A 21,621-nucleotide genomic window follows, 5' to 3' on the forward strand; every position below is an offset into this window, starting at 1 on the left:
AGTTGATAGACTACCTATAAGGATTTGAAATGTCATATCAACAACAGGCCTGGCAGTCAACGGGGGAGAGTTGATTATTTGGTCGGTCAATGGTAGCTATACAAGGGCAAAGGAGAGAAGCTGTTATGGAAAACCAGGAAACGGATAAAGAGTTGTATATATTATGGAAAAGCGGTGATAAAGAGACTGCGTTAAGTATGGTGTTTATGTATACGCTAAATTGCAAGATAAAGGGCTGGTGGGAAGAAGTCACTTTGATGGTTTGGGGTCCTTCGGCCAAGCTATTGGCGACCGATGAAGAACTACAGGGCCGGGTCCGACAGATGATGGAGTCCGGCATTCATGTGACGGCTTGTATTTCCTGCGCTCAGATGTTTGGTGTGGTAGAAGATTTGCGCAGCCTGGGGATTGATGTGAAGCCGTTGGGGCTGCCGCTGTCTGAGCTATTGCAGGCTAACAAGAAAGTTTTATCTGTCTGAGATGATACGTACCCGCCGTTTGTTGTAAACAGGCCAAATCTCTCTGGTAAATGGCAGAAGGATTTGGCTTGTTTTATCGTGTATCATAATAGGTACAAATGCAGGATGTTTTGAATTACTTTTCGGATAAAAAGTTTGCGGAACTGGGGGATGCGGGGATGAGAGAGGAACTGGAGGAAGTGCAATTTCTGAATCAGGAAGATGTAGAGGATTATATAAATACAGTTACGGCGCTGCAAGTAATTCAAGGTAAATGGAAAACGTTGATTATTTGGCAAATTTGCAGTGGACAAGTAAGATTTAACGAGCTCAGGCGGATGATTCCCAAGGCATCGCAGAAAATGCTGTCTCAGCATTTACGTGAATTGGAGCAGGCTGGTGTGATTCAGCGTAAAGTTTATCCGGAAAATCCACCTAAAGTTGAGTATTCGTTAACGGAACTGGGACATACTCTGGAGCCTGTGTTTGAGAAGCTGCGCGAATGGGGCGAGCTTTATCGCTGCCAGATGTCACCACAGGATGCTAGTCACATGGTTTCAGATGTGGTTACAAAAAGGTGACTAGCTAATAAAATAGTGCCTTCTTGTGAAGCTGTTTCGCCTGCTATATGATGAAATTGTTGAAAGCGCCTTCAATTTAATTTTGTTATAGGCAAAGGAGAATGGCTATGGGGAATAATAGAAAAATTGCGTTGGTAACGGGCGGTAGCCGGGGGTTAGGAAAGAATACGGCGTTTGCGTTAGCGCAAAAAGGCATTGATGTGATTATTACTTACAATATGCAAAAGGAAAAAGCCGCTGCCGTTGTTGAAGAACTGACAAACAGCGGCTGCCGGGCGGTGGCGCTGCAATTGGATGTGAGCCAGGTAGCATCATTTCCTGCTTTCGCAGAGCAATTGTCCACGGTTTTAAAAGAAGCCTGGCAACGGGAACAATTTGATTTTCTTATTAATAATGCGGGCATTGGCCTTAATGCCCCGTTTGATCGTACCACACCGGAGCAGTTTGACAGTTTGTTGAATATTCATTTTAAAGGGGTGTTCTTTTTAACGCAGACACTATCCGGTTTGCTTGCTGACAACGGAGGGATTGTAAATTTTTCGACGGGTTTGGCCCGGTTCTGCTTACCCGGATATAGTGCCTATGCTGCGATGAAGGGCGCGATTGAAGTGCTTACTAAATATTTGGCTAAAGAACTGGGACAACGGAAAATCAGAGTAAATGTCATTGCTCCCGGTGCTATTGATACGGATTTTAACAAGGAGGCATTAGCCGCGCATCCTGAAATGAGGGATTACATCCGGGCGCAGACTGCGTTGGGCAGAATGGGACAGCCCGATGATATCGGAGGTGTGGTTGCCGCTTTATGCACCAATGAAATGGCATGGGTCAACGCACAGCGTATAGAAGTATCAGGCGGCATGTTCTTATAGACGTATATAAAAGAACTGTCGCGGTTTATCAAGAATAAGCGAAAAGTTTAAAAAGCAGAAAAGCCATAGCGGTTTTTCTGCTTTTTGGCATGCCGGGAAAGAGACACTTTAATTAGCCTAGTGCACAAGTAACCCGTATAAGGCTGGAGAAGATCTTTTATCCCAAAGACGTGCATGAGTGGCCGGACTTCTGTTTATTGGGGCCGGGTTAGTGTATATTGGGCTAAATAGGAAATCAATGTGGCTTTATTTGAAGCATGGTAACAAATAATATAATTTAGAAACGTTGCATTTAGATGTTTGAGGTAGTGGAAAATGCCAATAAACAAGATTATCTTGTTTATTGGCATTTTTTAATTATTGACTTGGATAAAAATACCTGATAAATTTAATAATATAAGTATTGATAAAAATAATAATAATTAAATTAATTATAATAAGAGTGGGAGGAGTTATTTTGTCAGAGCGAACTAATGATTACTTAAGTTACATGAGGCTTGTCCTGGGGTTATACATCCTGAAAAGTCTTCAGCAGGGACCGGCTCACGGTAATAAAATAGCCGAAGAAATAAAACGGCGCACGAAAAATTATTATTCCCCGAATACCAACCTGCTTTATCCTTTACTGAGAATAATGGAGGAAAAAAACTATATAGTCGGAGTGTGGGATAACCCCGCTACTCGTGGCAGACGTATTTATACAATTACCCAAGTGGGTAGTGCTTATATTCCGGAACTTGAGGCGAAGCTGAAAGACCGGCTTGAGGAGGCCGAAGCAAGAATAGAAATTTTAAAGTCAGACCTATTGGAGAGTTAGTTTTTTGGTATAAGCACATTGGTCAAACTAAAGCAAAAAGTGAGGAAAATTCCGGGGGGTAATGCCAAATCAAAGTAAATGACTTTTCCCACTATTAGTTTGTTACCTAGCAAAGAGGGTTATTATGGTTAAGAAGTATTTCATTTTAGTTACCGTATGCCTTGGAACGGTACTTAGCGCTTATGTCAGCAGTTGTGTCAATATTGCTCTTCCCAATATTATGGCGGCGCTGAACTTTAATATGGACTCCATTGTCTGGGTGTCGCTGGGGTATATGCTGCCTTATGGGTCCACTCTTCCCATCACAGGCAAGCTGGGGGACCAGCTTGGCGCAAAGCCCCTCTATATAGCAGGCCTAATCGTGTTTACTGTGGCTTCCATGCTGTGCGGAATAGCCGACAGTTCCACCACTATGGTATTCTTTCGTATCCTTCAGGGGATAGGAGGCGGCTTAATATTACCCAATGCGATGACTATTGTTGCGCAAACCTTTGAGGGCAATGAACGGGGACAGGCGCTTGGCATATGGAGCGCCATAGCTGCCGCCGGCAGTGCGATGGGGCCGATACTCGGCGGTTATTTAATTGAACATTTTGACTGGCGCACGATTTTCTTTTCGGTTGCTCCGGTTTGTGTCATAAGCATTGTTTTGGCCATTTTGGTGATACCTGTGTCGAAGCGCAATCCGTCGGCGAAGATCGATTATCCTGGCGCTGCGCTCCTCATAGTCAGTGTCAGTTGCCTGCTTATCGCTCTCAATCAGGGACAAAAGGAAGGTTGGGATTCTCTTTATATTCTTTCCTTATTTTACGCTGCGTTTGCAGCGTTTACGCTGTTTTTAGCCATAGAGAAATGGGTAGAGCATCCAATGGTTGAATATCATTTGTTTCGAAGTATGGATTTTTCAGTAGCTAATGCCATTGGATTCGTATCTTTCCTGGTTTATTATGGCGGCAATTATTTACTCCCCTTTTTCCTCAAGTCGATTCTGGACTATAATTCCGCAACCGCAGGAATGGCCATGCTGCCTTTGACGGCCTGCATGGTGGTGGCCTCGCCGATCGGTGGACGACTGGCCGACCGTCTCGGTTCGCGACTGCCGGCATTTGCAGGTATCATGATGATTGCCGGTTCTTTATACTGGTTTGAGACGATCAATACCGATTATTCGCTTCATAATTTTGCCGTCAGATTGGCTTTGCTGGGCGTAGGGCTTGGGTTTACTATGTCGCCGCTCACCAATTGCGCCATTTCTTCACTGCCGAAGGATAAAGTCGGCGTTGGTTCGGGTATTTTTAATTTCGGGAAAAATCTTGGCGGCAGCATTGGTGTGGTATTTGCGGAGACACTGTTAACGCGCCGTGAAATCTATCATACGGCAGAACTAAAAGAATATCTGAATCCGGCTACCCACGCTCCGCAGGAAATATTTAACCTGCTGCGTACTTTATGGGGAAATCAGGGGATGGACAGTTCGGCACTGGCTGTAGCAACACATGGCTGGATGACGGGGCAAGGGTTATTACCACAGCAGTACGCTATGCTCAAAGCTTTGCTGGGAGCGATGATATCACGCCAGGCTTCTGTCTTATCCTTTCAGGATGTTTTTCACACTCTTGCGGTGATTTGCTTTTTGGGAGGACTGTTAGCACTATTTATTAGTCCTAACAACAAAAACTAGCGAAACAGCAGCAGAAGAACCGTGGCGGGTTGCTGCTTCTTTATTTATGCAGGAGGAATGTATAGAATTGTACCTTGACGGTGAGAGTAAGGTTTGTTACTTTGATAGTAAAAGACTTTGGGAGGCCGTCTTATGATACTGCGGGATCGATTACAAAGAAACGCCGGCTGGTGCGTATGATGCGTTATTGTCTAACTCAACTGGCAAGGCTGGGCCTAACGCTGCAGGTACTCAAAACAGCCTTTGCGGCAGGGTTGGCCTGGCTGGTCGCTTTGCTGATACCGGGCAGTTCTTATCCGGTTTTTGCGCCGCTGGCAGCTATTTTAACCATGCAGGTGACAATCGCTGATTCCATAGAAAAGGGAGTATACCGGGTTTTGGGCGTTATTGTGGGGGTCACAGTCGGTGGGGCGATTGGTTCTTACTTTGCCGTTAATACAGTAACTATTTTCTTTGCGATTTTACTGGGAATATCGGCTTCGACTGCTTTTCGTTTAAATCCGCAAATTACTTCCCAGGTAGGGGTCAGCACCTTGCTGGTGCTGGTTTACGGTCAGACGAACGGCTATATACTGGGCCGGATTTGGGAAACGATGATTGGCTCTCTTGTGGCCGTATTACTGAATATAGCGATTAGCCCGCCGCAGGCGAGTGTTGCCGCCCGGCAGGCCGTGGTTGCCTCCATCCGGCAACTGATGCTGGTGCTGGAGCATATGCTTGATGCTCCGACGGATACAGAAGGTAGCTTGCTTGAGGCAAGACGGATGGTAACGCGGATTGAAAAAGAGCATCTGCAGATTATCCAGACAGCGCATGGTTTTCGCTACACTCCCTTTCAACGACGGGAAAGAAAGGCTATGTTTGAACTGGTTTTATTGATAAACCGGGTAGAGCATATCAGTATCCAGATTCGCGGGATAGCCCGCAGCTTAGTAGATCTACATTCTTTGCCAGGCCAGACGTACGACTTTTCCAGCGTGTTGAAGGATGTACGCCTGTGTCTTTTGATCTTTGCCCGTGCGGTTGCGGCCAATGATGTTGAGGCGAAAGAAGCGGCAGTTATGGCGGTAAGGGAGATGCGGGCCAATTTCTCACAATACTACTATGCTTTGCAGCATGAGGCGGACACGGCGCCGGAAGTGGGTGCCATTTTTTCGGATCTGGGCCGCATTCTTGATGAAATTGAAGATAAGTTTCCTGCCTTAAATGCGCAAGCTGCCGGGAGCGGCCGGCTCTTTCCCGGCATTGACATTTCCGCCAATGAGTAAAGGCCACCTGTCATGCAGTTTGTCATGCTGTTAGATTAGTGACCGATTCCTTGTGTGCATCTCCAGGTTTTGTTTATTGAATTTGAGGCAAGCATATGCTATATTGGTGGTAATAAAACGATGGGAGTTGAAAAGATGATTATTCTTTCTTGCTAATTTTTAAAGCATAATCAAATCATGGGCGAAAAGGCCTCTTGTTTTGTTGTGCTTAGGCAAGAAAGATACAATTCTTTTCAACTCAGTCCTATATCTTTGTCTTGCCCGGTGCCGGGCTTGGCTTTGCTGTGTGGTATGAGCTGCAGGAATGTTCTTTCTTGCAGCTCATACTTTTTTTGCAGGAGGATATAAGCTGATGTCATTAATTAATATTTCAAATCTAACTTTTGCTTATGAGGGAAGTTATGATCCTATTTTTGAAAATGTGAGCTTTCAGATGGACACGGACTGGAAGTTGGGTTTCATAGGTCGAAATGGCAGGGGAAAGACTACTTTTCTCAATCTGCTGCTGGGTCGTTACGAATATAGCGGGACCATTGCGGGCAGTGTGGAATTTGAGTATTTTCCCTTTGCGGTAACCCGTCCGGAAGAACTAGCGAGAGATGTGCTGGAGAGCATCTGCCCCGGCTGTCCGGATTGGCAAGTACTGCGGGAGCTTTCGCTGCTCCAGGTGGACGGCGAAGTGCTGTACCGCCCCTTTGCCACATTATCGCAGGGCGAGCAGACCAAGCTGTTATTGGCAGCTTTGTTTTTGAAGGAAAATAGTTTCCTGCTGATTGACGAGCCGACCAATCATCTTGACCGGGAGGCGCGGTCTAGCGTCAGCCAATATCTTAATACGAAAAAGGGCTTTATTCTGGTGTCCCATGACCGTGCTTTTCTCGATAGCTGTGTGGATCATGTGCTTTCCATCAATAAGAATAACATCGACATTCAGAAGGGTAATTTCTCGACATGGTGGGAAAATAAAAGGCGGCAGGACCAATTTGAGCTGGCCGAGAATGAAAAACTGAAAAAGGACATTGCCCGCCTGTCCTCTGCCGCCAGGCGGACGGCTAACTGGTCGGACCAAGTGGAACAAACCAAGCTGGGCAGCAAGAACTCCGGCTTGCGGCCCGACCGGGGCTATCTTGGCCATAAATCGGCCAAGATGATGAAGCGGGCGAAGAGCATCGAGGCAAGGCAGCAAGCGGCTATGGAGGAAAAAACCGGTCTGCTGAAAAATATAGAAAACGCCGGACGGCTGCAAATGACGCCACTCGATTTTTATACCCAGCGGCTGGTGGAGGTGGGAAACCTCGATATCTTCTACGGAAACAGGGCCGTTTGCCGGCAGGCGGATTTTACGATTGAACAGGGGGACCGCATTGCGCTTAGCGGCAAAAACGGTTCGGGTAAATCCAGTCTGATCAAGTTGATTTGCGGCGAAGCCATTGCCTATACCGGTACGTTCCGGAAAGCCAGCCGGCTCATTATATCCTATGTGTCGCAGGATACTTCCGGCCTTACGGACAGTTTGCGCGACTATATCCGGGGCTATGGCATTGACGAAAGCATTTTTAAGGCGACCTTAAGAAAACTTGATTTTTCGCGGGTGCAATTTGAAAAAGATATGGCCGATTTCAGCGGCGGCCAGAAGAAAAAAGTGCTACTGGCCAGAAGCCTTTGTGAGAAAGCTCACTTGTATGTTTGGGACGAACCGCTTAATTTTATTGATGTGATCTCCCGGCTGCAGCTTGAAGGAGTGCTGCTGGACTTTTCGCCGACTATTTTGTTTGTTGAGCATGACAGCGAGTTTTGCAAGAATATAGCCACCAAGGTAGTAACGCTTTAGCCGTTTTATATCAGAGAACAGATTTAAAATTAATGCTGGCATACCCGCGACGACAAGCGGGTATGCCTTTTGCTGCTGGTGGGGCAGGAATTATTTGTTTTTTGGGAAAGTATACATATATACACTTGAAGTCCGATATAAGGAGGTGAGATGTGCAGGAGGAATGGACTTTTTGTATACCCGGTAAAGCCAGCCCGGTTTTGCCGTAATCATACGGAGGAGGTTATCAACTATGAATCGAAACAAACTTGTCATTGTTGGCGTGGGGCATGTGGGATCGGCGGTCCTCAATTGTGCGCTGGCCTTTCAACTGGCTTCGGAAATCGTACTGATTGATACGGACGGGGATAAGGCGGTGGGAGAGGCGCTGGATACCAGTCATGGCACTTCTTTTGCTTATTACAGTCCCAATATTGATGTCCGGGCCGGCGGCTACGAGGAATGCCGGGATGCCGACGTCATTATTATTGCGGCCGGGCCAAGTATTATGCCCGGTGAGAATCCGGACCGTCTGGTGCTAGCTGACCGGAATGTGAAGACCATCCGGGAGGTTATGTCATCTATTGTCCGCTATACGCAGGAAGCGGTTATCATTATCATTACCAATCCGCTGGATGTCATTTCCTACTGTGCGCAAAATTTCTTCGGCTATCCGAAGGAAAAGATCCTCGGTACCGGGACTACCCTGGAAACGGCCCGGCTCAGACGGATTCTGGCCAATCACTACGGTGTGGACCCGAAGGATGTACAGGGCTATATGCTGGGCGAGCATGGCAATTCGGCTTTTCCGGCCTGGAGTCTGGTCAGTGTGGCCGGTATCGCTTACGATAAGCTGGACGCTTATTTTCAGCCGGCTAAACCTTTGAATACGGCGGCGGTGGGCCGTCAGGTCGTTCAGGTCGCTTACGATGTGTTAAGCTTCAAGGGTTGTACAAACTCGGGAATAGCGGTGGTGGCCTGCCGGATCGCCAGGGCTGTTTTAGCCAATGAGGGCAGCATTTTCCCGGTTTCCACAACTCTTGAAGGCGAGTACGGTTTGAGCCGGGTGTCGCTCAGCCTGCCTTGCCAGATTGGGGCCGGCGGTGTTAAACGTCGGCTGGCAGTACCCCTGACGGCGGAGGAAACAGAAAAACTCAGGCACAGTGCGGCCAGCATCTCCCAGGTGTTGAGAAATACCGGCTTGCTGAGTTAGGCTGCGAAAATGGAGTAAAAATAAAGGCGCTTTACTTTTCCGGGACTGCGGGATTGGCTGTGGTTTGCCGGTAAAGGTAAAGCGCCTTTTTTTCAATTAGTCTACCTGATAACCCGAAAGGAAGAGCAAATGTTATCCGATAATTACGGATTGTTGCCACTTTTTTCTGACAATTGTTATTCTTGTTCGTCATATAGATCAATTATACAATACAAGTAGAGAAGGTCGAAGCAACCGCAGCTCAAATAAACCAAGCGGTGGCGACCTAATAAGGAGCTTTGAGTATGGTTCTTACCGCACGTCGTCAGGAACTGATAAAAATTTTAGAGGCTACCGCCCACGACGCACCTCTGACGGTCAAGCAACTGGCCGGGCGGTTTGGTGTCAGTGAACGGACCATTCGCTATGATTTGGATTTTGTGGAAGAAGCGCTGAGACACAAGGGCCTTGCTTTATGCAAGCAGACTAACCGGGGCGTTTGGATCGAAGCGACGGCCGGTCTGGCCGAACTGCCTCGCATGGCTTTCCGGGATTATGTGCTTTCCCGGCGGGAACGCTGCCTGGCTATCGTGGTCTACCTGCTTGCCGCCGGTCAGGCGGCAGCAGCCGAGGCGCTGGCAGAACACCTGTTGGTCAGCCGCAGCACCTTGCTGGCCGATCTGGAAAGCGTAAAGGAGTTGCTGGTCAAATACCAGGCGAAGCTTGCCTCCAAACGGGGCCTGGGCCTGTGGATTGAAGGCAAGGAAAAGAACCTGCGCAATCTGCTGGTTCAGATTTTCTGCACCGGGACCTATGATGTCAGCGCGCCGGATCAGCAGGCGGGAGAGTATCCCTATGAAGCGGAACTCTTTCATGCCTATGCCGGCACGCTGCCGGTGGGGGAGCTGGCTAGCTTTATGATCCGGCTGCTGCAAGAGCAGGGACTGTCCTATACGGACTTTTCCATTAATTATATGGTAACTTCTCTGGCTGTTCAGCTAAAACGGCTGCAGCAGGGCCGGCGGCTGGAAGAAACCGACAGCGGGGGATTGAGCGGCATGAGCGGCAGCTTCTTTGCCGGTTTGGCCCGGCAGATTGCCGCCGAGCTATCCTGCTACGACCGCCGGATTGGCGAGGAAGGAGAAGTGACCTTTATCATTCGGCAACTGTTAGGCAGTCAGATTTCCTGCTTTTCGCGACTGGACGAAGGCGAACGGCAAAAGGTGAATCTGCTGGCCCTCAACTTGGCCGAAAGCTTTATCAAAAGCTGTCAGCGGTGGCTGGGCGACATTTACGTCGATGATGAGGAATTGCTCTATGGGCTGGCTCTGCACTTACAACCAGCTATCGAACGGGCTCGCTGCAAGGTTACGCTGACCAATCCGATGCTGCCGCAAATCAGGGAAAAATACGGTGAATTGTTTGCCATTGTACTCAAGGCCGTCCGGGAAATTGAACAGGAGCTGGGCGCCGGACTGTCCGAGGATGAAATCGGCTACCTGACCATTCATTTCGGGGCGGCCATTGAGCGGAAAAAAAGCCGGGCTCAAAAAAGTCTGAAGGTGGTACTGGTCTGCGGTAACGGGATCGGTACGGCCAAACTGTTATCCATTACGTTGAAAAGCCGGATGCCTTATTTGGATATTGTCAAGGTATTGTCGCTGTACGAATGGAAACAGCAGACGGTCAGCGGCGTCGATCTGGTGATCAGCACCGTGCCTCTAAAACGGCAGGATGCGGCCGTGCTCCATGTGTCGCCCATTCTGTCGACCTTAGAGATGCAGGTCATTGAGAACCAGATTCAGAGTGTATATCACAAAAAATTCGCCGCCGTGGAGGCGCTGGCTTTATCCGGCTCCTTGCTGGGGTTGAAAGACGTACTGGTGCCGTCCTCCGTCGAGTTGGATGTCCGGGCCGGTTGCTGGGAGGAGGCTATCCGGCAGGCAGGTAGGCTGCTGGTAGCCGGTGGGGCGGTCGAGGAGCGGTATATTGACAGTATGATTGCCTGTGTAAAAAAAATCGGCCCCTACATTGTTATCGCACCAGGCATTGCCATGCCTCATTCGCGTCCCGAGGACGGGGTTAAACGAATTTGCCTCAGTATGGTCAGACTGGCGGAGCCGGTTTCTTTCAGCGACACCAGGTATGAACCGGTCGATTTGGTCTTTGCTTTTGGCGCCGTCGACCATGAATCCCATTTCCGGGTTCTTTCCGAACTGTGGCAAATGCTGAAGGAACCGGACATAGTGCAGGGTTTGCGCCAGGCTGCGGATAAAGCGGCGGTGTTGGCGTTGATACCGGATTGCCGTCCGGAGTTTCAGCAATGATTAAAAACAGAAAGGATAACAAGCCATGTTGACGGACCTTCTTACAGCAGATGTCATCCGCTTACATGTCGGATGTGACAATTGGCGGGAGGCGGTGAAAAGCGGCACCGACCTTTTGGTGGATAAAAACTGTGTTGAACCGCGCTACCAGCAGGCAATTGTGGGCAATCACGAAACGTTGGGACCGTATATGGTCATTGCGCCGGGCATTATGCTGGCTCATGCCCGGCCGGAAGACGGGGTGAAAAAGCTGGCCATGAGTTTGGTTACCCTGAAAGAGCCTGTTGCTTTTGGCAACAAAACCAACGATCCGGTTAAATTGCTGATTACGCTGGCCGCACCAAACCGGAATTCGCATCTGACGGCTTTATCTCAGCTTATGGAGCTGCTGATGAATGCCGAAGATATCAGAAGCATTATGGACGCGACGAAAAAGGAGGCGGTACTGGCAATCATCAGACGCTACTCTTAGAACCGCCGGGGGCGGGCAGTAAGCAGGAAAACAAACGAAAAAGGGGGGCCAGACGATGAAAATTCTGGTATGCTGCGGCAGCGGTCTGGGCAGCAGTTTCATGATTGAAATGAACATCAAAAAAATACTTAAGGAAAACAATGTGGCGGCTACGGTGGATCACAGTGATCTGTCCTCGGCGTCGGGGATCAAAGCCGACATTTACGTCGGTACCAGAGATATTGCCAGCCAGCTAACGGCGCTGGGCGGCAAGGTGGTTTCCTTAAACAGTATGATCGACATGAAGGAATTGAAAGAAAAATTACTGGCTGCCTTGGGGGACAGTGGAACCATATAGTAAGAATGGAGGAGGGAAAACATGTTAAAGTTTATTACCGATGTTCTGAGTGTTCCTGCTATTTTAGTCGGCATTATTTCGATGGTTGGTCTGTTAGTTCAAAAGAAAAGCGGTCCCGATATCCTGAAGGGGACGGTAAAAACCATTCTTGGATTTCTCATTCTTGGCGGCGGGGCCGGTATTGTTGTCGGCGCGTTGTCCAGCTTCGGTGTCATGTTCCAGCATGGCTTCGGCATCAACGGAGTGGTGCCGCACAATGAGGCTATTGTGGCCCTGGCGCTCAAGACCTATGGAACACAAACGGCGCTGATCATGGCTTTCGGCATGGTGATGAATATCGTCATTGCCCGATTGACGCCGCTAAAGTACATCTTTCTTACCGGACATCATACCTTATATATGGCTTGTATGATTGCCGCCATCTTGACAGCCGGCGGCATGGGCGGTGCCTCACTGGTTATCGTGGGGTCGGTGGTATTAGGTTTTGTCATGGCCTTCTTCCCGGCGATTGCTCAGCCAACGATGCGTAAAATTACCGGCACCGATGATGTGGGCTTCGGTCATTTCAGCACCTTGGGTTATGTGTTTTCGGCCTGGGTCGGTTCGCTGGTCGGCAACCGGGAAAAATCCACCGAGGATATTGATTTTCCGCAGGGTCTGAGCTTTTTGCGTGATTCTTCGCTGGCCGTATCGCTGGTCATGGCCGTGCTGTACTTTATCGTAGCGCTGGCTTCGGGACAGGGTTTTGTGGAAAAGGAACTGAGCGGCGGGCAGCATTTCCTGGTGTTTGCGCTCATTCAGGCTATCACTTTTGCCGGCGGCGTATATGTCATCCTGGCCGGGGTACGGCTGGTGCTGGCGGAAATTGTACCGGCCTTTACCGGCATTGCTACCCGGATTGTACCTAACGCAAAACCGGCGTTAGATTGTCCGGTAGTCTATCCTTATGCGCCTAATGCCGTGCTGATTGGCTTTTTGTCCAGCTTTGCCGGCGGCGTTGTTGGCATGATGGTCTTACTGCTGCTGGATAAATCCATTCCGGGCCTGCCGATCATTCTGCCCGGTGTAGTGCCCCATTTCTTCTGCGGCGCTACGGCCGGGGTATTCGGCAATGCCACGGGTGGTATCCGCGGTTCTATCTGCGGGGCCTTTGCCCAGGGTCTGTTGATTACCTTCCTGCCTGTGCTCTTAATGCCGGTATTGGGCAATCTGGGATTTGCCAATACCACCTTCAGCGATGCTGATTTTGGTGCGGTCGGCATCATTCTGGGCAATGCTTTACGCTGGTTTGGTATGTAGACCACGGTAAACGGCGCGTAGCACAGAAGGGGAAAAAACAAAATAAAAATAAATATCCCTCGGTATATGTGGCGGGGGATATTTATTTTTTCTAGAGCAATATAAAAAATCTAATCCGAGGTGGGAGAGCGATGAATGAGCAAGAACTGAGAAAACTAAAACTATTATCAGCAAGCATTCGGGTTAATGTGATTAAGATGCTTAAAAATGTAGGGTATGGGCATATAGGCGGCTCGTTAAGTATTGTGGAATTACTGAGTGTGCTTTATGGAAAACAATTGAATTATGATCCGGAAAATCCTCAAAAGGAAGATCGCGATATGGTGGTGCTAAGTAAAGGCCATGCCGGTCCCGGCTGGTACAGTGCATTGGCGGAAGCAGGCTTTTTTGACAGGGAGCTGTTATTTACCTTGAATCAAGGGGGAACCAAGCTGCCGTCGCATCCTGATCGAAGGTATACACCGGGAGTCGATATGACAACCGGTTCATTAGGACAGGGGGCTTCGGTAGCGGCGGGAATGGCTACAGGCATGAAATTAAAAAATAGTGAACAATATGTTTACGTTATCATCGGCGATGGGGAACTGAATGAAGGCCAGTGCTGGGAAGCGTTTCAGTACATAGCCAATTATAAGTTGAACAATTGCATTGTCGTAATCGACGATAATAAGAAGCAGCTTGACGGGACAACCCAGGAGATTATGAATCAATTTGATATTGCTAAAAAGCTGGAAGCCTTCGGTTTTTATGTTCAAAAAGTCAAAGGAAATGATGAAGCGGCTATAAATGAAGCGATAGAAAAAGCAAAAGAAGTGAAGGATCGTGCAGTTTGTATCGTTCTGGATACAATTAAAGGGCAGGGTGTTCCGTATTTTGAAACGTTAGCAGGAAATCATTCGGTTAAGTTCAATAATGATGAGATCAACCATGCCGCTGATGAGGCTGTCAAAGAACTTGAGGCATTTATTGGAGGAGGGCGGTTATAATGTTTAAGCTTACTGGTGATCGTTCGAAAAAAGGCCGTGAGTTAAGGATGAGTATCGTGGAAACAATACAGGAACTGATGAAGTCTGATGATACTATTGTTGCCTTGGATGCAGATTTAGCCGAGCCTAGCGGTTTTTGTAAAATTAAAAAATCCAACCCTGATCGTTTCATTCAATGCGGGATTAGCGAAGCCAATATGGTCGGTGTAGCGGCCGGTTTATCCGTCATGGGCTTCAAGCCTTTTCTTCATTCATTTGGACCCTTTGTAACAAGACGTGTTTATGATCAACTATTCATATCCGGTGCCTATGCTCACACTACTTTACATATATATGGATCTGATCCCGGATTTACTGTTGCTCAAAACGGGGGAACCCATACAACCTGGGAAGATATGGCCTTAGTGCGCGCCATTCCTAATTCGGTCATCTGTGATGCTGCAGATGATATACAACTGTCGTGGATCATAAAAGAATTTGCTAACAGGGAAGGCATCCATTATGTACGGGCTAATCGTAAGGCCGTTAGGAATGTTTACGAAGCCGGGTCAAACTTTGAAATCGGCAAAGGAAATGTGATTAAAGCAGGTACGGATGTTTTAATTGTAGCAGCCGGGCAATTAGTCAGTGATGCTTTGGATGCTGCCGGAATATTAGATAAAAAAGGCATATCTGCTGAAATCATTGACATGTTTACTGTCAAGCCTCTGGATAAAGAACTATTGTTAAAAGAGGCGGTTGGTAAAAGAGCGATAGTGACTTTTGAAAACCATTCCATAACCGGCGGGTTAGGAAGCGCAGTGGCGGAAACACTTGCTGAAGCCAATGTTGGTATCAAATTTAAACGACATGGAGTTGACGAGCGGTTTGGGCAGGTAGGTAGTGCTGAGTTTCTGCAAAAAGAATACCGGCTTACTGCCGAAGATTTAGTTAAAACCGTGGAGGTACTTTATGAGCGTTAATAAATTAATTGATCATACCTTATTGAAAGCAAGTGCAACTAAAGATCAAATAACAAAGTTATGTAAGGAAGCAATCAAGTATGAGTTCGCCAGTGTTTGTGTCAATACTTGTTGGGTAGCTTACTGCCATAGTTTATTACAGGGCAGTGATGTTAAGGTGTGTTGTACGGTGGGGTTTCCGCTTGGCGCCAATGCAACTCCGGTAAAAGTTTTTGAAACCGGTAATGCCATAAAAGATGGGGCGCAAGAAATTGATATGGTGATCAATATAGGTGAATTTTTATCAGGAAACTACAGGATGATCGAAAATGAAATTAAGGAAGTCGTAGCAGCAGCGAATGGTCATTGTGTGAAGGTAATTATAGAGACCTGCTTGTTAAACGATGAACAAATTATTAAGGCCTGTGAAATTGTCTGCAAGGCGAAAGCTGCTTTTGTTAAGACCAGTACAGGCTTTAGTACTGCTGGCGCTAATCCGAGAATCGTGAAGCTTATGAAGGATACTGTTGGTGATGCTGTAAAAGTAAAAGCTGCAGGGGGTGTCCGTAATAAAGAAGAGTTAAAGTTAATGCTTGAAGCCGGGGCTGACCGGATTGGTACAAGCAGCGGTGTTGCTTTAGTCAGTGATGAATAAACAATCGATAAGTACTTGCCAACTATAGATAAAGGGCAATGGTTTAAAAACCATTGCCCTTTGTATTCTAATGGTGCAAGTGCCGGATTTTTAGTATAATCTAAGGAGACTAACAAGGCTTGTCTATAAACATATCCACCCCGAAAGCGATGAGCAAAGATTGAATTTGACAATGAAAGATGACTAGATTAGATATAAAATGATATAATATGATTTAAAATGGTTGAAACTTAAAATAATCGATTGTATAATGAAAGCAGGTGGAATTCATGTTGGCAAAAGAAAGATTGTTATTTGTGCTTAACCGACTGCACATCCAGCCATCGGTTTCAATCAAGGCTTTATCGGAGGAATTGGGGGTTTCCATATCGACCATCCAGCGGGATTTGCGAATTCTGGAAGAGCAGGGGAAGATTCAGCGGGAACGCGGCGGCGCCCTTAATAAGGAACTGACTGATACCCTGTCCAATCTGACCGAGCGACCGGTGGGCGAAAAGGAGCTGATCAACCTGCCGGCCAAGCAACTGGTTTGTGCCAAGGCAGCAGAGCTTATTAAGAACGGCGACTGTATTTTTATTGATTCGGGCACGACGCCGGCTCATCTGGTGCCGCTGCTGGCGAACAAGGAAATCAAGGTGGTCACCAACAGCGTGTATGCCCTGGATAAGCTGGTTAAGGAATACCGGGGAGAAGTCTATGTACTGGGCGGTCAGTTCAATGCCAAATACGATATGAATATGGGACCGATTACACTGGAGGAAATCAGTAAGTTCCGTTTCGATCACGCCTTTTTGGGAGTAAGCGGGATTGATCTGGACAGCGGTGAGATTTTTTCGGCCGACTTTGCCATCGGCGCTATAAAGCAACTGGTTATGAAACGGTCGAATCATACTTACGTGCTTAGTGATGACTCGAAATACTCGATTAAGGCGCTGTGCACCTGGGCTAATCTGACCGAATTTGACTTGGTATTTGTCAACAGTTTTCCCGCCAACAGAAAGAAGCCGAAGAACATAGTGGTTTGTGAAACATAAGCGGGAGGCGAGTGAAAATGGCAGTGGCAATAACGGAGACAGGGTTGGACGATAACGGGATATATCCCTTGCAACTGAAGCCGGTGTATAAAGAGGTGCTATGGGGTGGGCGGTCGTTGGAGCAGCTTTTTGCGAGAACGCTGCCCGGTTCTTGCATTGGTGAAAGCTGGGAGCTTTGCACTCATGAGCATGGCACCAGTATAGTGGCAAACGGTTGCTGGGAAAACTTGAGCCTGACCGAGGTGATTGCCCGTCAGCCGGCTGCTATCCTGGGGAAAGCGTATCAGAACCAGAACCGGTTGCCATTATTAATCAAATATATTGACGCCAATGACCACCTTTCTATTCAGGTGCATCCCGGCGAGGCCGAGGCGCTCACGGCGGAGGGGGAGGCCGGGAAAAGCGAAGCCTGGTATATTGTGAAGGCCGATGACGATGCGGAAATTGTGTTCGGTCTGGCCGAAGGAACCACACGGGAAACGTTTCAGCAGGCAATTCAGGCCGGTGGCGTGGAACGGCTCTTGCGGCGGGTGAAAGTGCGGACCGGTGATATGGTGTTTGTCCCGGCCGGGACGGTTCATGCCCTGCTCAAAGGCTTGGTGGTCTGTGAAATACAGCAAAATTCCGATACTACCTATCGCATTTATGATTACGACCGGGTTGACAGCGAGGGACAAAAACGGCCGCTTCATTTGGAACGGGCGTTGTCGGTCATCAGGTTTGACCAACAGCCGGCCGTGGAGTTTTCCCATTCCGCTCTTTACTGCCCTTACTTCTCCGTGGAAAAGTGGGACGTTCAGGGAGTCCGGGAAGACCGGCCGGGCGACCGGTTTGCCGCGTACTGTGTTTTGCAGGGGCAGGGCCGGGTCAGCGGCAATGGTGTGACTGTCGAACTCCGGGCCGGTGCTACGGTGCTTTTGCCGGCTGCTTTGTCGACTGTTCGGCTGGAGGGAGACTTGACCCTGCTGCGGGTGCAGTAGGGCTGCTAAAAATGAAATATAAGAGTGATTCGGGATAATAAACGGCCGTTATAGGCTAATTGCTTCAAGCAATCAACCTATAGCGGCCGTTGGTTTTAGCTCTTGCCATCCGGGTGAAATCACGGGTTTTCCAGTGTGGCAAAAAAAGCCGATAAATCCTCCGCCGGCATGGGCGGGCTAAATAAGTAGCCTTGCACGATGGGACAGGCGTATTTTTTCAGACAGTTGAATTGATCCAGTGTTTCCACGCCTTCGGCAACGGCGCTGATCCGCAAATGTCTGGCCAAATCCAGGATGGTCTGCAAAATGGCTTCGTTGTCGATATTGGTCGGAACATCCTGAATAAACGTTTTGTCAATTTTCAGTACGTCGATGGGGAAACTTCGTAAGTACATGAGCGAAGAATAACCGATGCCGAAATCATCCAGGGCCAGGCGAACTCCCATGGCCCGCAGCGAGTTCATGATCGGCAGCACCAGATCGGCGTGAGTCAGAGCCACCGTTTCCGTGATCTCCAGCTCCAGGCATTCCGGTGACAGGCCGGTCTCTTCCAATACATGGCGGACCTTGGCTAGGAACGAAGGATGCTGCAACTGTTTAACCGATATATTGACGGAAATGCGAACCGGAATCTGGCCGCCCCTCTGCCAGGTGGCGCACTGCCGGCAGGCGGCGTTCAGCACCCAGTCGCCAATGGGTACGATCAGGCCGGTATCTTCGGCCAATGGAATGAAGGTGCCGGGATAGAGCAGGCCGCGGCTGGGATGCTGCCAGCGAATGAGTGCCTCGACTCCGATAATATGGGCGTCGCTGGTAATCTGGGGCTGATAGTGAAGCACGAATTCCTGCTGACTGATGGCCTGGTGCAGCTCGGCTTCCAGGATCAGTTTGTCCAGGCAGGCGGCATGCATTTCTTCATTAAAGAAATGGTAACGGTTTTTTCCCTTCTGTTTGGCCTCGTACATAGCCATATCGGCGGCTTTGATCAGAGAGTCGGCGTCCTGCCCGTCTTTGGGATACATGGCGATGCCTGCGCTGGCTGAGACATGCAGGTCGTTGCCGTTGAAGCTCCAGGAACTGTTGATGGCTTCAATGGCTGCCTGGATGATGTCGGCGATGTGATTATAGTCCTGGACCTGCGGGAGCAGCAGGATAAACTCGTCACCGCCCAGCCGGTAGACCTGGCCGGTGTCCTTCAGACAGTGCTGCAGCCGGAGGGAAACTTCTCTTAAAAACGCATCGCCTGTCGAGTGGCCCATGCCATCGTTGATGCGTTTGAAATCGTCAAGATCAAAAAAAGCGATGGCAAATTGCTCGCCCAGTTTGTCTTCCCGGTGCTTACGGGTATCGATGTGATCAATCAGTTGCAATCGGTTGGGCAGCTTGGTCAGTGTATCGTGGTAGGCGAGATGGAGCACGGCTTTTTCCGTTTCCTGCAGTTCATGGACCTTTTTTTCCAATATTTCAGTCCGTTCTTTGACAATCCGCTTTAGTTTGGAATTGAAGAACATAAAGGCCAGCAAAGCGATAGAGAGGAGGCCGATGATGACAAACAGCGGCAGGATAACAGTGCGGTATTTTGTGAAATCGCCGGTATCATTGACATTGTATAGAAAGTTTTCTAAGGCAAAGCCCGGCTTTAACAGACCGAAGCGTTGATGAATTTCTACAATTTTAGCCCAACGGTCGGGATTCATATGTCCCAGTTCCACATAATCGGGCAGAATGATTTTATTCATTTCATTGGCCTCGAAACGAAGCCTTTCCGGCGAAAGGGAGGGATTGTACTTGGCCAGAATGAGGCCGATCATTTCCTCCTGATGGTTCATGGCGTATTTCCAGCCTTTTAAACTGGCCCGGATAAAGCGTTTTACCAGGTCCGGATTAGACTGAATGGTCGTGTCCGTAGTAAACAGACAATCGCCATAATAGTCGATTCCATAATTGATCGGATTGATTATGTGAACAGGTAAGGCTTGCTGCTGCAGGGAAAATAGCTCCGTTGTGCTGTAGCCGGTGATGGCGTCCGCTTTGCCGCCGCTGAAAGCAGCCAGGTCCCAATTATGCGAAAGTAAGGTTACCTGGTTGGAATCAATCCCTTCGTTATTAAGCATCGCCAGGATGTCGGTGCTCTGCTCAGGCACCAGCATAATCCGTTTGTATTTCAGGTCATGCGGAGAAAGGATGCCTGCATCCTGGCGGCTGATTAAAATCTGGGGTGAATGCTGAAAAATGGCGGCGATTACTTTTATTGGGGCGCCCCTATCACGGGCAAGCAGGAGTGACGTATTATCGACGCCGAAAGCGGCGTGCCCCGCGACTACTTCCTGCACCGGATTGATGCCCGGATAGCCTTCTTTTAATAGAACCTCCAAGCCCTCTTCCCGGTAAAAGCCTTTTTCGATGGCGGCATAGTAGCCGGCGAATTGAAACTGATGGGTCCATTTTAATTGTAAAGTTACCGTTTCGGCATGGCTAGTGCAAGGCAGGAAGATCGTAATACATAATGTGCTAAGAAATAATAGCGGCTTAAATAAGGCGGACACTGATAAAACCTCCAGGAAAGTAAAGTGGAAAAGAAAAGGGATGTTGCAGAATCTTGGTTTTATTGCCAAATTGCGTCAATTGTGATATTCGCTACCGTTCTCAGGCTACCCTTTAAAAAAAGCTGAAGTATTTACAGATTCTTTAGAAAAATTTATTCTCTCCATGCCTTTGCGCCGGTATAGGGCCGGACAGTATCTTTTAGGATAGTAACCCACTAATTGGTAAGTTCTTGTTAAGCGGCTTGTCAGCAGGTACTATTATAATAGCAACATATAAGGAGGAACAACATGGAAACTGTAAAGCAATGGCATCAGGCGGCTGTCGGCCAGCGGGTTGTGGCGGCGCTGCAGAAAAATGATTTTGACGCCCGGTATGTGGCTACCTTGGCGGAGGCGGCCGATTTCATCATGGAGCAGGTAAGTCCAGGTATGAAGGTGGGATTCGGCGGCTCGATGACTATCAAGGACATGGGCATACAGGATAAGGTGCAGGCTGCCGGCGGCACGGTACTGGATCATGGCACACCGGAGCTGACACGGGAGGAAAGGGTGGCAGTGGCCAGAGAGGAATTGCTTAGCGACCTCTATCTGTGCAGCAGCAATGCGGTTACCTTAGACGGCAGGCTGGTGAACATCGACGGGATGGGAAACCGGGTGAGTGCGCTCAGCTTTGGTCCGAAAAAAGTGATCGTGGTGCTGGGCATCAATAAAGTATGCCAGGATGAAGCGGCAGCTTTTGAACGGCTGGAGACTATTGCTTCGCCCATGAACAACAAACGGCTGGACATCCCCAATCCCTGCACTAAAACCGGGATTTGCATGGACTGTCAGGGGCCCACTCGTATTTGCCGGGTTTATTCGGTCATCAGAAGAAAACCGGTGGCAACGGATATGACAGTGGTCATAGTGGGCGAAAACGGCGGTTATTAATTTAGGGAATCACTGATCACACTGCGCAGCCAGGCGGATCTTTTTCCACCTGACTGCGTCTGCAAAACCTTGAAATAGGAACCGCTATTTCAAGGTTTTATTTTCTTGCCAGCCGAAAAAATTTCTCGCCAGGCTGGCAGGCTCATTACATCAGCGGTTCCCTCGGTAATATAATCCCCTGTGAAAAACCAGCCATTTGGTTTTCCGCAGGGGATTTTGCTTGCCCGGAAGCTAACTCTGCCGCTCATGGTAATGAATGAACCGGATAAGTGAGGTAAACAGCTCGCCGGCTTTTACGGTGGGCTAAGGGGATTACCATAATTTAAATAATAGACAGATTGGATGAATTTTGATAAAGTGTAATTAAGGACAAGTGTATTTACGTAGTGAACAAAACGTAACACTTGTTCTTGAAAAAACAAGATTGATGATAAT

Annotated in this window: 19 protein-coding genes; 18 read left to right on the forward strand and 1 reads right to left on the reverse strand. The window is 48.4% G+C overall.

Features of this window, described 5'->3' with window-relative positions; translation table 11 throughout:
- The first annotated feature begins 125 nt into the window (after positions 1-125).
- The 17 genes from F3H20_RS10690 to F3H20_RS10770 all read left to right on the forward strand — a co-directional run bounded on the left by F3H20_RS10690 (position 126) and on the right by F3H20_RS10770 (position 17,710).
- Positions 126-479, forward strand: coding sequence for a DsrE family protein (locus F3H20_RS10690; RefSeq protein ID WP_149734921.1), 354 nt, complete (start codon positions 126-128; stop codon positions 477-479).
- Positions 480-589: 110 nt separating this feature from the next.
- A complete protein-coding gene (locus tag F3H20_RS10695; RefSeq protein WP_316843069.1) occupies positions 590-1,039 on the forward strand; it encodes a winged helix-turn-helix transcriptional regulator in 450 nt (149 codons plus the stop codon).
- A 107-nt stretch (positions 1,040-1,146) separates the two neighbouring features.
- The gene (locus F3H20_RS10700) at positions 1,147-1,911 is read left to right on the forward strand and encodes an SDR family NAD(P)-dependent oxidoreductase (protein WP_149734922.1); all 765 of its coding nucleotides are present in this window, start codon (positions 1,147-1,149) and stop codon (positions 1,909-1,911) included.
- Between the two features lie 457 nt (positions 1,912-2,368).
- Entirely contained in the window at positions 2,369-2,728 is a 360-nt protein-coding gene (locus F3H20_RS10705; RefSeq protein WP_149734923.1) for a PadR family transcriptional regulator, read from the forward strand.
- A gap of 124 nt (positions 2,729-2,852) precedes the next feature.
- Positions 2,853-4,409 carry a DHA2 family efflux MFS transporter permease subunit gene (locus F3H20_RS10710; RefSeq protein ID WP_149734924.1) on the forward strand — a complete coding sequence of 519 codons (1,557 nt, stop codon included), beginning with the start codon at positions 2,853-2,855 and terminating at the stop codon, positions 4,407-4,409.
- A gap of 176 nt (positions 4,410-4,585) precedes the next feature.
- Positions 4,586-5,677, forward strand: coding sequence for an FUSC family protein (locus F3H20_RS10715; RefSeq protein ID WP_149734925.1), 1,092 nt, complete (start codon positions 4,586-4,588; stop codon positions 5,675-5,677).
- A 352-nt stretch (positions 5,678-6,029) separates the two neighbouring features.
- On the forward strand, positions 6,030-7,508 hold the full coding sequence (gene abc-f, locus F3H20_RS10720; RefSeq protein ID WP_149734926.1) for a ribosomal protection-like ABC-F family protein: 1,479 nt from the start codon (positions 6,030-6,032) through the stop codon (positions 7,506-7,508).
- A gap of 232 nt (positions 7,509-7,740) precedes the next feature.
- Complete coding sequence (locus tag F3H20_RS10725; RefSeq protein ID WP_149734927.1) at positions 7,741-8,700, forward strand: L-lactate dehydrogenase; 960 nt, start codon at positions 7,741-7,743, stop codon at positions 8,698-8,700.
- Between the two features lie 284 nt (positions 8,701-8,984).
- Positions 8,985-11,006 (forward strand): BglG family transcription antiterminator, encoded by a 2,022-nt coding sequence (locus F3H20_RS10730; protein WP_149734928.1) that lies wholly within the window; start codon positions 8,985-8,987, stop codon positions 11,004-11,006.
- 25 nt (positions 11,007-11,031) lie between these two features.
- The gene (locus tag F3H20_RS10735) at positions 11,032-11,478 is read left to right on the forward strand and encodes a PTS sugar transporter subunit IIA (protein ID WP_149734929.1); all 447 of its coding nucleotides are present in this window, start codon (positions 11,032-11,034) and stop codon (positions 11,476-11,478) included.
- Positions 11,479-11,533: 55 nt separating this feature from the next.
- Positions 11,534-11,815, forward strand: a complete 282-nt coding sequence (locus tag F3H20_RS10740) for a PTS sugar transporter subunit IIB (protein ID WP_149734930.1) — start codon at positions 11,534-11,536, stop codon at positions 11,813-11,815.
- Positions 11,816-11,836: 21 nt separating this feature from the next.
- Positions 11,837-13,114: a PTS ascorbate transporter subunit IIC gene (locus F3H20_RS10745; RefSeq protein WP_149734931.1), complete on the forward strand. Its 1,278-nt coding sequence runs from the start codon at positions 11,837-11,839 to the stop codon at positions 13,112-13,114.
- 131 nt (positions 13,115-13,245) lie between these two features.
- Positions 13,246-14,100 carry a transketolase gene (locus F3H20_RS10750; RefSeq protein WP_149734932.1) on the forward strand — a complete coding sequence of 285 codons (855 nt, stop codon included), beginning with the start codon at positions 13,246-13,248 and terminating at the stop codon, positions 14,098-14,100.
- A complete protein-coding gene (locus tag F3H20_RS10755) occupies positions 14,100-15,062 on the forward strand; it encodes a transketolase family protein (RefSeq protein WP_149734933.1) in 963 nt (320 codons plus the stop codon). The genes F3H20_RS10750 and F3H20_RS10755 overlap by 1 nt, the downstream gene beginning before the upstream one ends.
- Positions 15,052-15,696 (forward strand): deoxyribose-phosphate aldolase, encoded by a 645-nt coding sequence (gene deoC, locus F3H20_RS10760; RefSeq protein ID WP_149734934.1) that lies wholly within the window; start codon positions 15,052-15,054, stop codon positions 15,694-15,696. The genes F3H20_RS10755 and deoC overlap by 11 nt, the downstream gene beginning before the upstream one ends.
- Before the next feature lie 269 nt (positions 15,697-15,965).
- The gene (locus tag F3H20_RS10765) at positions 15,966-16,730 is read left to right on the forward strand and encodes a DeoR/GlpR family DNA-binding transcription regulator (RefSeq protein ID WP_149734935.1); all 765 of its coding nucleotides are present in this window, start codon (positions 15,966-15,968) and stop codon (positions 16,728-16,730) included.
- 17 nt (positions 16,731-16,747) lie between these two features.
- Positions 16,748-17,710, forward strand: coding sequence for a type I phosphomannose isomerase catalytic subunit (locus F3H20_RS10770; RefSeq protein ID WP_149734936.1), 963 nt, complete (start codon positions 16,748-16,750; stop codon positions 17,708-17,710).
- Positions 17,711-17,829: 119 nt separating this feature from the next.
- Here the strand turns inward: F3H20_RS10770 and F3H20_RS10775 are convergent, their stop codons facing one another.
- Positions 17,830-20,256 carry an EAL domain-containing protein gene (locus F3H20_RS10775; protein ID WP_188128288.1) on the reverse strand — a complete coding sequence of 809 codons (2,427 nt, stop codon included), beginning with the start codon at positions 20,254-20,256 and terminating at the stop codon, positions 17,830-17,832.
- Positions 20,257-20,544: 288 nt separating this feature from the next.
- Between F3H20_RS10775 and F3H20_RS10780 the strand changes: the two genes are divergently transcribed.
- Complete coding sequence (locus F3H20_RS10780) at positions 20,545-21,186, forward strand: lactate utilization protein (RefSeq protein ID WP_149734938.1); 642 nt, start codon at positions 20,545-20,547, stop codon at positions 21,184-21,186.
- Positions 21,187-21,621: the final 435 nt, after the last annotated feature.

This window comes from Propionispora hippei DSM 15287 (genome assembly GCF_900141835.1).
Lineage (GTDB): Bacteria > Bacillota > Negativicutes > Propionisporales > Propionisporaceae > Propionispora > Propionispora hippei.

Bases quoted from the DNA above. Each gene is read 5' to 3' on its own strand.
- F3H20_RS10690 (WP_149734921.1), top strand. From the start codon at position 126: ATGGAAAACCAGGAAACGGATAAAGAGTTGTATATATTATGGAAAAGC.
- F3H20_RS10700 (WP_149734922.1), top strand. From the start codon at position 1,147: ATGGGGAATAATAGAAAAATTGCGTTGGTAACGGGCGGTAGCCGGGGG.
- F3H20_RS10710 (WP_149734924.1), top strand. From the start codon at position 2,853: ATGGTTAAGAAGTATTTCATTTTAGTTACCGTATGCCTTGGAACGGTA.
- F3H20_RS10715 (WP_149734925.1), top strand. From the start codon at position 4,586: ATGATGCGTTATTGTCTAACTCAACTGGCAAGGCTGGGCCTAACGCTG.
- abc-f (WP_149734926.1), top strand. From the start codon at position 6,030: ATGTCATTAATTAATATTTCAAATCTAACTTTTGCTTATGAGGGAAGT.
- F3H20_RS10725 (WP_149734927.1), top strand. From the start codon at position 7,741: ATGAATCGAAACAAACTTGTCATTGTTGGCGTGGGGCATGTGGGATCG.
- F3H20_RS10730 (WP_149734928.1), top strand. From the start codon at position 8,985: ATGGTTCTTACCGCACGTCGTCAGGAACTGATAAAAATTTTAGAGGCT.
- F3H20_RS10735 (WP_149734929.1), top strand. From the start codon at position 11,032: ATGTTGACGGACCTTCTTACAGCAGATGTCATCCGCTTACATGTCGGA.
- F3H20_RS10740 (WP_149734930.1), top strand. From the start codon at position 11,534: ATGAAAATTCTGGTATGCTGCGGCAGCGGTCTGGGCAGCAGTTTCATG.
- F3H20_RS10745 (WP_149734931.1), top strand. From the start codon at position 11,837: ATGTTAAAGTTTATTACCGATGTTCTGAGTGTTCCTGCTATTTTAGTC.
- F3H20_RS10750 (WP_149734932.1), top strand. From the start codon at position 13,246: ATGAATGAGCAAGAACTGAGAAAACTAAAACTATTATCAGCAAGCATT.
- F3H20_RS10755 (WP_149734933.1), top strand. From the start codon at position 14,100: ATGTTTAAGCTTACTGGTGATCGTTCGAAAAAAGGCCGTGAGTTAAGG.
- deoC (WP_149734934.1), top strand. From the start codon at position 15,052: ATGAGCGTTAATAAATTAATTGATCATACCTTATTGAAAGCAAGTGCA.
- F3H20_RS10765 (WP_149734935.1), top strand. From the start codon at position 15,966: ATGTTGGCAAAAGAAAGATTGTTATTTGTGCTTAACCGACTGCACATC.
- F3H20_RS10770 (WP_149734936.1), top strand. From the start codon at position 16,748: ATGGCAGTGGCAATAACGGAGACAGGGTTGGACGATAACGGGATATAT.
- F3H20_RS10780 (WP_149734938.1), top strand. From the start codon at position 20,545: ATGGAAACTGTAAAGCAATGGCATCAGGCGGCTGTCGGCCAGCGGGTT.